Below are 13,811 nucleotides of genomic sequence, written 5' to 3'. Positions count from 1 at the left end.
GCTTTTTCGTTTCCGACTTCTCCACGCGCCTGACTTACCGAAGCCCCCATGAAGCTACTGATCCTCGACCGTGACGGCGTCATCAACCAGGACTCCGACGACTACATCAAATCCCTTGCCGAGTGGATTCCGATCCCCAGCGCCATCACTGCCATCGCGCGCTTCAGCAAAGCCGGCTGGACCGTAGCCGTGGCCACCAACCAGTCCGGTATCGCCCGGGGCTATTACGACCTGGCCACGCTGGAAAGCATGCACGCGCGCCTGCGGGAATTGGTGGCGGAGCAGGGGGGTGAACTCGGGATGGTGGTCTACTGTCCCCATGGTCCCGACGACGGCTGCGACTGCCGCAAGCCGAAACCCGGTATGCTGCGGCAGATAGCCCAGCACTACGGCGTAGATCTGAAGGGCGTCTGGTTCGTTGGTGACAGCCGGGGTGACCTGGACGCCGCGCTGGCCGTCGATTGTCTGCCTGTGTTGGTAAAGACCGGCAAGGGCGAGCGTACGTTGGCCAAGACGTTGCCAGAAGGCACGCTGGTATTCGACGATCTGGCAGCGGTTGCCGACCACCTACTTTCCTGAGGATCCATCTCCCATGTCGATAGTGCAGGCCATCAGAACCGTTCTCTTCTACCTGCTGCTGTCGTCCAGCGCCTTCGTCTGGGGCACCCTCAGCCTGCTCATCGCGCCCTTCCTGCCATTCCGCGCGCGCTACCGCTTCATCGCGCAGGCCTGGTGCAAGTTCGCCGTCTGGCTCGCCGGCGTGATGGTCGGCGTGCGCTACGAACTCAAGGGTGCGGAGAACATCCCGGACCAGCCCTGTGTGATCCTCGCCAAGCACCAGAGCACCTGGGAGACCTTCTTCCTCACCGGCTACTTCGAGCCGCTCAGCCAGGTACTCAAGCGCGAGTTGCTGTTCGTTCCCTTCTTCGGCTGGGCCATGGCGCTGCTCAAGCCCATTGCGATCAACCGCGAGCAACCGAAGCTGGCCCTCAAGCAGATCGCCAAACAGGGTGACGAGCGCCTCAAGCAGGGCGCCTGGGTACTGATCTTCCCGGAAGGCACCCGCGTCCCCACGGGTCAGATCGGCAAATTCTCCCGCGGCGGCGCGGCACTGGCGGTCAACGCCAACTTGCCGGTTCTGCCGATCGCGCACAACGCCGGGCACTGCTGGCCGAAGAATGGCTGGGCGAAGTTCCCCGGCACCATCCAGGTGGTGATAGGCCCGGCCATGTATGCAGAAGGCGAGGGCGCACGCGCCATTACCGAGCTCAACCAGCGCGCCGAGAACTGGGTTGCGCAGACCCTGCGCGAGATGGGCGAGCTGCCGGTCGATGCCACGCCACAGGCAGTTGCCGAAGCCTCCTGACGCTCCCGCCGACAAAAGAAAAGGGCCCCCGAAGGGCCCTTTCTTTTTGCCTGTCGCTTTCCCGATGTCGAGGGGCACATAACCTGTCGCTACCCCCTTCAGAAAAATCAGGGGTTTCAGAGGCGTTATGGGCGCTAAAAGTGTCGCGTCCCGACCGGAATTAATGTCCTTTCCCAGCACTCTGGCTTCAATAAATGTCGCTTTGCGCAGCTACCTGCCGGCGGGATCGATGCGGCTGAAGTACTCGTCCGCTAGACGCCTCGCTTCAGCATCATCTGCGGCGCTCAGCGGCTCAAGCTCGACACCCTCATGTCCTGCAACATACATCGGACCGCCTTGGTCGTCATCGTAGTCTTCGTCGGCGAACATGCCGCCGTCGTGATAGGCATGCAAAGAGCTTTCTCGCAGGTCCTCTCCCAAGAGCGCCGATAGGTACACCCAGACCCAATTCTGCTTCGTGTTCTCCTGATCATAGACCTCGATCAGCTCCAGCATCGCCTCGACATCGCCTAGCTCAGCAGCTTCCAGATAAAACTGCTTCGCTTCTTCGAAATCCTCCTCGCTTTCAGCATTGTGGGCGCCGTTAACAGCTCTAGCTAATCGAGCGGCCCGATGCCCCAATTTGGCAGCCTCGGCCAGATGATACGCATGACGCTCCGCCTGCATTCTCTCGCGCTCGTAGGCCAGAGCCCACTCCAACTCGATCCCCTGAAGAGGGCGCCCCTGCTTCAAGAGGGAGTACCAGTACTCTGATCCTTCGAGGTCAGAATGCTCATCCCTTCTATATATATGTGCCAACGCGAAATGCGCAGACGCATTTCCTCGTCGAGCCGCCGCTTCAAGCCCTTCCATCAACAGCTCAACTCCGTCGAGATCGATGGCGGGAGTGAAATCCTCGTAGGGCGCTTGCTCGAAATCATCCTCATCTTCCCACTCGGCGTCTTCGGGCTCCCAGGGGGCGCCGTCAAGCAGGTCTGGGACTCGCTCGATTGCAGCGGCACCAAGTCGATGTTCTCTGATGATATGTAGCAACACGCTCCCAGCAACACCAGCTGCCGCCTGATAACCCAGAGCCACTAGCCGTGATTGGAGTACTAGTAAGTCGCCTGGGCGAGGCTCAACGGCATTGCGCAAATTCACGATGATGTGATTTGCCGCTAACGCCGCGCTGGACTTGAACCCAAAGCTCGCCGCCAGTAGCTCGATGACGTGGGAATGGCGAAACGCTAGATGAGTCGCCGACTCAAGCTGTTGCTTCGTTGCGTACGCGAGATTTTTGATAGCCATGAAACCGTCCTCGTCGCCTGACGTACGCGGAGCAGTCGGCACACGTTTAAGCCCCGGACGGCAGGCTTGGAAAGTTTCTCAGCGAGGAGAGAAGAAAAGCAGAAGGTGAATCGCCGTTTTTAACTCGTGTGCAAGTTGGGCTGGCGCCTGCCCGCGATTCTATCGAGCGGTCCAGTCTGCGTCGAGTACGCCGCTACCCAGTGCAAATCAGGCAGTGAAAAATTCCAACCAGAATAGAATATTCCATTGACAATGGAACATCTTGTATCTATCTTACAAATATTCCAGCCGGAGTGGAACAAATGCGACTCGAAGACCTGATCGGCCAATTCGCCAAACCCGATACCAAAATCACCCTAGAAGAGATGATCCAAGAAGTGAAGGCCGCTTATGAGGGGCACCTACAAGCTGAGTCTGAGAAGTACTGCTGCAATGCTAAGGCTCTTGGCGAGGTCCTGGGGGGAGCCAGCCGCTTCATAGGCATTGCCGAAAGCTACTACGCCTACGCAATTGACGGAGTCCTAAACACTTCCGAAGCAGTCATACAGGACAGCAACTGGCTCGACTTCTCTTCCTTTATTAATCAGGCGCGCTGGGATGCTGAATTCCACGCCACCAACTCTCTGGCCCCTGGCCTGGAAAAGCTGTTCAAGCTGGGAGCCATTCGGGCACGACTCGACATCGACACACTCGGTGATGCAGCTGAAGCAGCGCTCCCAGAGGTTCTCCGGAATACCGCTTGCGGCTACCTGACTCTGCTTGAGATCGCCTTCCTGGCGCAAATGAATGAGAAGTCTGTTCGCAATGCCACCCAGCCGACAGCGCCGGACCGGCTCTACACCCGCAAAGAGGGTGTGAGAACAGTCGTCGACTCCCAAGAAGCGCTGCGCTGGCTGAAGGGACGCCGGAACTTCAAGCCAACCACCTTGGTATGAGGCCAGTCACATGCATCTGACCCGACATGCAGAAGAGCGGATCCAACACCGGAAAATCAGCGAACAGCAGCTGGATTGGTTGTTGAGTTACGGAAGGGTGGGCCACCACAAAGGCGTCTGCTTGTACCTCTTCGACAGAGATGGGTTCGAACAACTCCTGAGGGAGATCGAGCCGACCAGTCAGACAACGGCCCTGAAGTGTCGGCACATCTATGCGGTCGTCGCCAACGACGCAGTGGTAACAGTCGGTCACCGAGACGACAGGCTGAAGTCGCAGAAACCACACCGTCGAATTAGACGCGGCGTGCCATCGCATCCCGCTTCTCGCCGAATTCATCACAGCAACTACTGAGTCAAGGACGCGCCATGAGCCACTTTGCGCAATTCAGCCAGCTTCTAGCCGACCCCACCTTCGAGTTATCTGGAACTCCACTTTCGAAGCAACTGCTGCTCTCTTCAGACGGCGATCTCGAAACCTTTTACGCACCGTTTGACCATATCAACACGCAAGCGCGCGTCACCATCTGTGGCATCACTCCGGCTTACCAACAAGCGATCAAGGCCTTAAATGAGGCAAGAAAGCAGCTCGTTGCTGGAGCCAGTACCGAGGAGGCCATGCAGCGTGCAAAGGAAACCGCGAGCTTCGCGGGTTCGATGCGAAACAACCTGATTGCCGTGCTGGATCACATTGGCCTGAACCAGTTGCTGAACATCGACAGCTGTGAACGCCTTTTCAGCACCCACAAGCACCTGGTGCATTACACCTCCGCCCTACGGTACCCGGTCTTCATCAACGGTGAAAATTACAGTGGAAGCCCTGCCATGCTGAGCCGCGTCTCACTTCGGCATCAGGTCGAGACGCACCTCGCTCAGGAGATACGAGTCCTTGATGAACACTGCATCTACGTCCCTCTCGGCCCCAAGGTAGCCGAGATACTTTTGCAACTTCAGGCACAAGGTCTCCTCAAGCCGGAGCAAGTGCTGGATGGCTTACCCCACCCATCTGGCGCAAATTCCGAACGGATCAGCTACTTCCTCGACCGCAAAGCACGGGAGAACCTGTCATCCAAAACCAATGCGGAGGCTTTGGACAAATCAAAAGCTCAGCTGAAGCACAAGATTGCTCAGCTGAGCCAAGGTCTATCCAGATGAGCGAGCAATGCGTCTCATCCATCCGCTGGGGTGGATGAGACGAGCAGCGGGTGCAACACCCAACCTGCCCCAAAAATCGACAGTTAACCGCTAATGGCACCTCACCTTTCCCGTTGCATGCCATCGAGGATGCGCGGGTGCGCGGGTGCGCGCTGTTCCCGTCACCTCGGCCCGCGCTTGACGATGAGGCTCCTGATCCAAAAGTTTACCTGTGTATGTAAACAATATTTCCACGTCAGACATCCCTACATAAGGTGCCGGGAAGATCTGACGGGAGCACCACCCCTAATAGCAATCTGCCTTTACCCATAACAACAGTCTGGATATTGTGACGATCAACGCAGGCCGAAACGCCCTATCGGGGAAAGTTGTCTCCCGGTAACGCACTCTTGGGCAAGGATGGGCTGTGTTGTCACGGAGTAGGCATAGAAATGGATTGGGAATCGCTTTTAGATGAACTCTGGAGCTACGTTGCCTCTGAGCCCAGCGACTTGGCATCGAAGATCCGCCTGTGCCTCAAAGGCCATTCCTCCGAGGGCTTACTGGAAGCTCTGTCACTGTTGATTGCCCAAGGACAGCACACCACAGCCAAGACCCTGCTTAGCGATTTCCTGAAGAACCACCAAGCAGTCAGGGAGATTCAGCGCCGGCTTGAGTTAGTGCTTCATTTCAAAAAGCACCGCGAGCCACAGGCACAATCCTTCAGAAGCAAGCAACGTGGCAAGGAGGCATTGCTCCGTGAGGCGAACGAGCTTGTCGCATCTGCCAAGTTGCAGGCTGCCGAATCTCTCCTGCTGGCGGCTATCGAGTCATCTGAAGAACCTGACTACCTGAATGTGCTCAGCCGCATTTACATGATGCAGCGCCGCCCGGTTGAAGGGGCCAAGGCCATGCAACGCTCGATGCAGCTCAAGCGCCAGCAGCAGGCATTTGCCGAACCAGCCCTGATGGAGACGCAGCCCGACGGTCTTCCCACAGCTGATGACCTGGCATACCTCAACTCTTCGGCAGAAATTCTCACGTCGCTCGACGACGCCCCCTTGTCTCCCTGCGCTACGCTGGCCGGCGAAACTCAGGATCCGATGAGTTTCATCCAGGACACGTCTTTCTCGTATCCCGAACTGAATGAGGGCAACTGGTGGGAGACACATTCGGCGTCACCTTCTCCCAGGCTGGTGACAGGGCTTGCGGAACCCCAGACGCCGGAATCCTCCAGTGAAGTGGAGGCGAGGCCAGCCCTGGAATGGGAACAGGCGCCCACAGGTTCCGAACCAGCTGCGGAGGCTTCGAACTCGGCATCAACCAAGCCAATTTTGAGACTCACACTGCGCCGCAGGACTGCGACTGCCGATCCAGAGACCAACAAGGTCAAGGTAGTCACTAGAGCTAGCCGCGCTTCTGCGGTGGCCCCATCAGTTGAAGCGAGCGAAGCGCTCACTGCTCCCAACTCATCTTCCGCAGTCACCGTTTCGCCAGAGCCGGTCGAACCTTCTGCGCAGGCCCCGGCTGCTCCTCGCGATGCAATGGAGCTTGAGCAAGATGAAGACCTTCTACTGCCAGATGTACTCGAACTGAACGTTCCAATCCAGAACGACAGAGGCTTCGGACTTGATGATTTGGACGTCGAATCGGAGCTTGATCATGACCTACAGGGCATGTCGATCATCGAGCCCGAGGAAGAATACGAAGAAGAAACCCTCAACGCTCAGGACGACTTTCGAGACCTGGACGACGACTATGCCGCCTACGCCTTTGACCCCGATGAGGTTTTTGATAGCGACGAGTACATGGCAAACGAGCCTGACGACTGGCTCGCTGACCGACTCTCCCGTGAGGATCGGGCACTGCAAAAGGCAGCGGAGCTAGTCGGACAGGCAGGTTGGCCGCACAGCACATTGCCCCTGGTTCAACAGATCTTCGTGATGAGTGGCTGGGGAGCGACACGTCTCGCGCTCGAACGGGAAATCGAAAAAGGCCTGACCCCCGATGAGCTGATCCTTGCCGCTCATATCAAGGTGATCTGGTCGGAGAACGACATCTACTGGATTGCGTTCGACAAGACTGGCAGCAGCCGGCTGTCACACCACGTTCTTTCCTGGCCAACTGCGCTGCTGGTCGTTCGGTCTTTCGAGTCGCTACCCCAGATAGAAGAGATCGAAGTGTTCCTCGAAGAACTCTTTGCATCCTGGTACGAGAACACCAACCTGCGGCGATCTTTCAAAGCTTTTGCAAGGTACCTGTGGTTCCGACTCTCCAACCTGCAAGGGTGCTTGCCTGCTAATCAGCCGTTTGATTTCTGTGATCCTTCCAAGCTTCCCGCTGAGGAATACAGCGATCTGGGTTTGCACGACCTACTGGAAATTGAAAGAACCGCACTATTGCGGGCTTATGGCGTTTTCCAGACCAAACACCCGCAAGAACCAGGTTGCTACTTCAGTGACAAGCCCGCAGCTGAAGAGGACAAGGATTGCAATGCACCAGCGGAAAAGGAAGAACCTGCCGAGGCAGAAGAGGATGCGGGCACAGTAGCAGTTGATGAATTGCCCTCTGACGACAACGAGGTTGCTGCCGCCTCCCAGTGGTCAGCTCCTCCTCTGCCTTCTGCCCTACGTGCGAAGGCTGATCCGAACCTCTACCGACCAGACTTCGCCAAGAACTGAGCCGCAACAGATAAAGGACTAGCGCATGAAGCCCCTCAGACTTAATCACGTTCCGGGTTGCTGGGTCAGCCAAAAAACTCCAAGCGGCCAGGATCAGCGCCGAGGCATCGTCAAAATGACCATTGCCAAGGAGTCCGGAAATCAGCTCCAGGTGCATTGGTTCAGTCCGGAACGAATGATCGCCACGGTCGATGCATCCGCAGTCCAATCAGGCTTTCAGAATGGCATGGACGTCGTGGATGACACGCCAGGAAGTGGAATCCGCTCACTGGGCCAAGGCATCATCATGCAGCAACGCCTCCTGGCCGGAAGCGAACAAGCGCTGGTGGAGTTTCCAGAGCGCGGCGAACGTCATTGGCTGCCCTATCAGTACCTGCGACAGGTAAAGGGCGTCAAACACCGCTTTGTCACTACCAGCCAAGGTGAGCCCACCGATGTGGAACGCCTGCGTCTTCGCATGTTGGCCCACGCCATCAAGGTGTGGAATGAGAACACCGGCTCTCTGTCCCACCTGGACATTGAGCCTCTTCCACACCAGATACACCTCGTTCACCACATCCTCGCATCCGGCAACTTCAATTGGCTGATCGCTGACGATGTGGGCCTTGGCAAGACGATTGAAACCGGGATGCTGCTGCATGCGTTGCGACAGCGAGATCTGGTCAAACGCATACTGCTGATCACTCCCGCTGGGCTTACCAAGCAGTGGCAGGAAGAGCTGTATCACAAGTTCAAGCTGGAAGACTTTGAGATCTATGGCGAGGACTTTTTCATCAATGAGCCTCGTCAGTGGAAGATGCACGACTGCGTGATTGGGTCAATGGATCGCCTGAAGCAGGCGGCCCATCTTGAAAGCCTGCTTCAAGCGGAGCCGTGGGACCTCGTCATTTTTGACGAGGGGCACCGACTGAGCCGCCGCCAGTATGGGCAAAAGCTGGACAGCTCCGAGCGCTATGACCTAGCCAAGAGCCTGCGGAGCCTGACCAAGCATATGCTTTTGCTTAGCGCGACACCGCACCAAGGCATGCAAGACAAGTTTGTCGCCTTGCTGGAGCTGCTTCGCCCAGAGCGCAGAACCGAGCTTATGATGCTCAATGTGAAGCCCGAGATTCTGCGCGACATGGTGTTTCGTAACCATAAGGCCGATGTGACCGATGCTGAGGGTAATTTCATTTTCCAAGGGAAGATCACTCGTGCATTGCAAGTACCCAGCAGCAGCGAATCCATCGAGTTCGATAGGACCCTTCAAGACTACTTGCGCAGGGGCTATGACGCCGGTGAAGCGCTAGGTCGTACCGGCAACGCAATCGGTTTCGTTATGACGGTGTATCGCAAGCTGGCCGCCTCCAGTGCTGCGGCAATTCACCGGGCCCTCTGCAATCGTCTTCAGCGCCTTTTGGACGATGCAGCCGCAAACCAATCCACCGATGAGCCCAGCGATGAACGTTACCTCGGGGAATGGGAGGAACAATTCACCAGCGATGCTCGCGAGTTCTTTGCAGGAGAGGTGCAGCTGCTGAAAAACCTCATTGCCGAAGCCGATGCGCTAAAAGCCAACGACCTCAAGCTGAAGCTGTTTGTCGAAGACATCATTGGGAAGATTCATGCAGCCAATCCCAACGAAAAGGTTCTGATCTTCACCGAGTACCGCACCACTCAGAAGTACTTGTGCGATGTGTTGGCTAGCCATTATGGCGAGGGGCAGGTTGAGCTGATCAACGGCTCCATGCAGCACGCCGAACGACGTGACGCCATCTCTCGATTTGAAGAGAACGGCCGATTCCTCATCTCAACCGAAGCGGGCGGCGAGGGGATCAACCTCCAACGCAACTGTTACATCATGGTCAACTACGACCTGCCCTGGAACCCGATGCGCTTGGTCCAGCGGATTGGTCGTCTTTATCGCTACGGGCAAACAAAAAAAGTCGTGGTCTTCAACATCCAGCAAACCGACAGCCTGGATCAGAGCATCGTCAATTTGATGTACAGCCGCATCGACAGCGTCGTGACCGACTTAGCGCAGGTTCAACGCGATGAGTTCAACGATGGGTTGAAGGACGAGATCCTCGGTGAGCTAGCTGAGCTGATCGATGTCGATGACATCCTGCAACAGGCCACCAAACTCGGAATTGAACGGACTCGCGAGCGCATTGATGAGGCCTTGAAACAGGCACGTACTGCTGCGGCAAAGCAGCGCGAACTGTTTGCCCACGCCGCCACCAGCGATCCACATGAACTGCGCGACGAGCTGGCCATCACCATCGATCATCTACGTAGCTTTGTGCTTGGGATGTTCGAACAGCTAGGAGTTGAAGTTATAGAGCAAACCCATAAAGAGCGGATCCTGCGCATTCGTTTGCCAGAAAACGTCCTGCTTGAGATGGGCTTGTCGGCTAGAACAACGCAACGCATCGACGTGACCTTGGACCGTGCTCTGGCAAGTAACCGTCCCAATACTCAAATGCTCGACCTGAACTCCAAGCTCATGCAATACCTCTTGAGCAAGGCTTGTGAGCATGACTTCGGCGGATTGACGGCGACAATCAGAGCCCCCGATTTAGGCGATGGAGCACTGCTCGGAGCGATGCTCCGCTGGCAGAGTCCACAGGGCAAGCGCATGCGGCAAGAATTCGTCGCCATTCAGGTGAACAATGGTGTGGCCACACTGAACACCGCAGCGGCCAGCCAATGGCTGCTTGCTCCAGCAGAGCACAGTGTGATGTCCGCTGATCCCCAGGTATCCAAGCGGTTGTTCGAGAGTGCCGACGGTATCGCCAACCTGCGCTTGGCCAGCGCCAGCAATCGCTACTTGATACCCGAGAATCTCGACTGGGCCGCTGCTGGCTGGACGCAAGAGCGCTAGGCAAGAGCCTTGGTCGCAGCAGCCGTATTTGGAAGTCCAAATAATCCCCTTTCACGTCTGTAAGGACACAGCACATGGCGACCCAGCGCTATTCCGTCACCCCCCATCCCATTGAAACCCTCCTGACCTGGGTAAAATCGGGTGAGATTGCGATTCCTGAAATTCAGCGCCCCTTTGTCTGGGAGGCCACCAAGGTACGCAACCTGCTCGATTCGCTCTATCAAGGCTATCCGGTGGGTTACCTGATCGCCTGGCGCAACCCGCAGGTCAAGCTCAAGGACGGTTCCACTTCCGTCGGCAAACGCATTCTCATCGACGGTCAACAGCGGGTCACGGCGCTCATGGCCTCGCTACTCGGCGTTGAAGTCCTCACGGATGACTACGAGAACGTGCAAATCCGTATTGCCTTTAACCCGCAAGAGGAGCGGTTCGAGGTCGCCAACCCGGCCATCCGCAAAAATGCTGCATGGATTCCCGATGTCGCTGAGATTTTTCGGTCCTCGACCAGCCTGTTCCAATTGGTCGGCAGCTACTGCCAGGCAAACCCTGCCTGCTCACAGGACGAGATCTTCAGCGTCATCGAGAAGTTGCGCGGCATCATCCACAACCATGTGGGAATCATCGAGCTGGCCGAAGACCTCGACATTGAAACGGTCACCGAGATTTTCATCCGGGTGAACTCCGCAGGAAAGCAGCTCTCCCAAGCCGACTTCGCGATGTCGAAGATCGCCGTCAACGAGACCTACGGCGGGAATCTTTTGCGCAAGGCTATCGACTATTTTTGCCACCTAGCCGTCGCGCCTGAGTTTCTGAGCAAGATTCAGAAGGGTGACGCTCAGTTCGTCGACTCTGAGTTCTTCGACAAAATGAAATGGGTTGCCAACGTCAATGACGACATTTACGACCCAACCTACACCGACATGCTGCGGGTCGCATTCACGTCAGAGTTCGGGCGCGGCAAATTGCAGGACCTGGTGGCTCTGCTTTCGGGACGAAATTTCGAAACCAAGCAGTACGAAGAGTCCATTGCTGAAGACTCCTTCCTCCGGCTGAAGAACGGTATCCACGCCTTCATCAACAAGACCCACTTCGATCGTATCACTATGATCCTGCGTTCGGCGGGCTTCATTACCAGCGACATGATCAGCAGCCAGAACGCGGTAAACTTCGCCTATATCGTCTATCTGCAAGGTCGGAAAGCCAGCGTGCCGGCTGCTGATCTAGAGCGTCTGGTCCGTCGCTGGTACGCCATGTCGATCCTCACTGGCCGTTACAGCGGCTCTCCAGAATCCACCTTCGACTTCGACATTCGCCAGATTGCCAGCAAAGGCGTCATCGACTACGTCGAGTCGGTGATTCCCAATGAGCTGCCCGACAGTTTCTGGACCGGGATGCTGCCGCAGTTCATGGACACCTCCTCGATCAAGAGTCCCTATTTCCTCTGTTACAAGGCGGCCCAGGTCAAGCTTGTGGACAAGGGTTTTCTCTCACGGGACATCACCGTCACCGATTTGCTGCTGAATCGTGCCGATGTGCATCACGTCTACCCACGGCAGCACCTCAAAGGGCAGGGCATGAGCAGCGGCACCTACAACCAGATCAGCAATTACGTAGTTGCCCAGAGTGAGATCAATATCGCCATCGGCGCCAAGGCACCGGACCTCTACTTCGCGGAACTCGCCGAACAATGTAGCGGCGCCGAGAAAAAGTATGGTGGTATCACTGATCGCAATGACTTGCTGACCAACCTCCGCATGAACTGCATTCCGGAAGGCATGCTGGACGGCGAAATTAAGGATTTTCGCGACTTCCTTGAGGAACGCAGGAAGCTGATGGCTTTGAAGATTCAGTGCTGGTTCGAAGCCCTTTAAACATTGGAGATCGGATTCATGGCTCGTACGCTGCTTGATGTTCAACTCGCGCGATTGTTATACCCCCTACTGATAGAGCTGGCTACGCAGAGGGAGTTGCGTACGTACAGCCAACTCATCGACATTGCCCAAGCGCGATACCCCGATGACCAGCGGATTCAGAATCTCATACCGGTGCGGATGGGACGAATTCTATGGGTAATTTACGACTTCGTCGCAGAACGTGACCTACCCCGGCTGACCCTAATCATCGTCAGCGCGACGGATCAGTATCCGGGTAGTGCCATGTGGCATCACGATTGCCAAGCCGAGCAACAACGCTGCTTCGAGTTTGACTGGTCCACTGTCGACGAAGCGTTCGACTCATATGGCCACACCAGTGAGAAAGCCGTGACTCCGGTGAAACGTATTTCGCGTGAGCAGGCAAAACGACTGATGTCCGAGCACTATGCGGAACATCGCCAAGCCTATCCCACCGCAATCACTTCGCTTAGGGAGACCATCATCGAGAACATCATGAACGGCATGGCAACTGAGGAAGCCTTTCAAGTGGAAGCCGCCCTGCTTCCACGCAGCAAGCTAGCCGATGCTTAGCCAAATTTGGTTGATTAGCTCAGGAGCAAATCAATCGAAAAAAGCAAATCTATCAGCTAGTCGCTGGAATACGCCGGCTACGATGGGGCCCTTGCTCACATACACCCGCTCAAACCACCGAGCGGGTACCTTAGCGTGGAGTGGCAATATTGACCCATCTATAGGCCTTGTCGATCACGAAGAGCCTTCCGAAACTCCTCATTCTTCTCCTCAATCATGGCCATCAGCTCGAAGTGATGCACCTCGTAGATCTGGAACGGTAACAAAAGCGTCCTGAACATGGAGAGCAGCAACAGGCCAATTGTTGCGACAAACAACCACTGACCGAGGACCGTACCCTCTCCGTGACTCTGCACAATCAGCCAAGCTAAGCAACCCAGGATGCAGGAGATGTGCACGGCAAGAGTGACTGCCTGCGAGAAGAGGAGGTAGGTGATTTTTTCGACATAGAGTGGGGCCTGATCGACTGTAAGCAGCTTGGCGCCGCCACTGCGCCCTGTAAAAAGCATCAGAGTGACCATAAACCCAGCGAGCACGGAGATGAACGTCATGATTCCCATCATGATGTCTTTGATAGCGACAAGCTGGGTCGGCGAAATCACACCTTCTGAAAGCCAGTAGCCCGCCATGGCCCCAATCCCAAGAGGAATGACAGCGGCGATTGTTTGCTTGAGCCAGAAGTGCGATGTCTGGCTAACCACTCGAAGCATCTCGGAGCCAGCAGCAGCGGCACTCTGAACTTCATCGGGAAGCAGCCAGTCCCGCACCTTCATGATTACTCTCCCACCAATCTCACGACCTTAAGCGTGCCATCCGTTTTGACCGGGCCATTGTGACTAGGGTCACGCAGCTCACTCATATACGTCTTTAGGGCAACCTCAATCTCGGACACGGCGGGACGGCCATCTGGCGTCAGTTGAATACGCACAGGCTTTCGCTCTCGGTATTCATTTAGATTATTCACGCTGCCGCCATTTCGAAAATGAAGGGCGGTTGCAGAAGCTGAGTGCAACACGGTTACTGGATTGAAGCAGGTGCATCATGCTGCAACGCCACTACCTCTGTCATGACCTCAATCGGGCA

The 13,811-nt window shown here is 56.2% G+C and carries 10 protein-coding genes; 8 read left to right on the top strand and 2 right to left on the bottom strand.

Going from position 1 to position 13,811, the window contains the following annotated elements; genetic code table 11:
* Positions 1 to 48 precede the first annotated feature (48 nt).
* Together gmhB and A9513_RS17020 are read left to right on the top strand one after the other, a co-directional pair.
* Positions 49 to 579: a D-glycero-beta-D-manno-heptose 1,7-bisphosphate 7-phosphatase gene (gmhB, locus tag A9513_RS17025; RefSeq protein WP_065327660.1), complete on the top strand. Its 531-nt coding sequence runs from the start codon at positions 49 to 51 to the stop codon at positions 577 to 579.
* 13 nt (positions 580 to 592) lie between these two features.
* Positions 593 to 1,366 (top strand): 1-acyl-sn-glycerol-3-phosphate acyltransferase, encoded by a 774-nt coding sequence (locus A9513_RS17020; RefSeq protein WP_065327659.1) that lies wholly within the window; start codon positions 593 to 595, stop codon positions 1,364 to 1,366.
* A gap of 210 nt (positions 1,367 to 1,576) precedes the next feature.
* Here the strand turns inward: A9513_RS17020 and A9513_RS17015 are convergent, their stop codons facing one another.
* Positions 1,577 to 2,653 (bottom strand): sel1 repeat family protein, encoded by a 1,077-nt coding sequence (locus A9513_RS17015; RefSeq protein ID WP_065327658.1) that lies wholly within the window; start codon positions 2,651 to 2,653, stop codon positions 1,577 to 1,579.
* A 302-nt stretch (positions 2,654 to 2,955) separates the two neighbouring features.
* Here A9513_RS17015 and A9513_RS17010 point away from each other — a divergent pair, with 302 nt between their 5' ends.
* The 6 genes from A9513_RS17010 to A9513_RS16980 all read left to right on the top strand — a co-directional run bounded on the left by A9513_RS17010 (position 2,956) and on the right by A9513_RS16980 (position 12,728).
* Complete coding sequence (locus A9513_RS17010) at positions 2,956 to 3,588, top strand: hypothetical protein (RefSeq protein ID WP_065327657.1); 633 nt, start codon at positions 2,956 to 2,958, stop codon at positions 3,586 to 3,588.
* 366 nt (positions 3,589 to 3,954) lie between these two features.
* Entirely contained in the window at positions 3,955 to 4,740 is a 786-nt protein-coding gene (locus tag A9513_RS36550) for a hypothetical protein (RefSeq protein WP_065327655.1), read from the top strand.
* Between the two features lie 431 nt (positions 4,741 to 5,171).
* Positions 5,172 to 7,400, top strand: coding sequence for a hypothetical protein (locus A9513_RS35620; protein ID WP_141678449.1), 2,229 nt, complete (start codon positions 5,172 to 5,174; stop codon positions 7,398 to 7,400).
* A gap of 457 nt (positions 7,401 to 7,857) precedes the next feature.
* Positions 7,858 to 10,263, top strand: coding sequence for a DEAD/DEAH box helicase (locus tag A9513_RS16990; RefSeq protein WP_065327725.1), 2,406 nt, complete (start codon positions 7,858 to 7,860; stop codon positions 10,261 to 10,263).
* Between the two features lie 74 nt (positions 10,264 to 10,337).
* Positions 10,338 to 12,134, top strand: coding sequence for a DUF262 domain-containing protein (locus A9513_RS16985; RefSeq protein ID WP_065327654.1), 1,797 nt, complete (start codon positions 10,338 to 10,340; stop codon positions 12,132 to 12,134).
* Positions 12,135 to 12,152: 18 nt separating this feature from the next.
* Complete coding sequence (locus tag A9513_RS16980) at positions 12,153 to 12,728, top strand: hypothetical protein (protein ID WP_065327653.1); 576 nt, start codon at positions 12,153 to 12,155, stop codon at positions 12,726 to 12,728.
* Positions 12,729 to 12,886: 158 nt separating this feature from the next.
* On the opposite strand, the gene A9513_RS16975 is transcribed toward A9513_RS16980, so the two are convergent.
* Entirely contained in the window at positions 12,887 to 13,501 is a 615-nt protein-coding gene (locus A9513_RS16975) for a hypothetical protein (RefSeq protein WP_065327652.1), read from the bottom strand.
* Between the last annotated feature and the right edge of the window lie 310 nt (positions 13,502 to 13,811).

Origin of the sequence: Pseudomonas sp. AU12215 (genome assembly GCF_001675465.2) — a bacterium.
GTDB lineage: Bacteria > Pseudomonadota > Gammaproteobacteria > Pseudomonadales > Pseudomonadaceae > Pseudomonas > Pseudomonas nitroreducens.
Note: the sequence above shows the minus strand (reverse complement) of the source record. Positions and strands in the feature narration are given on the sequence as shown.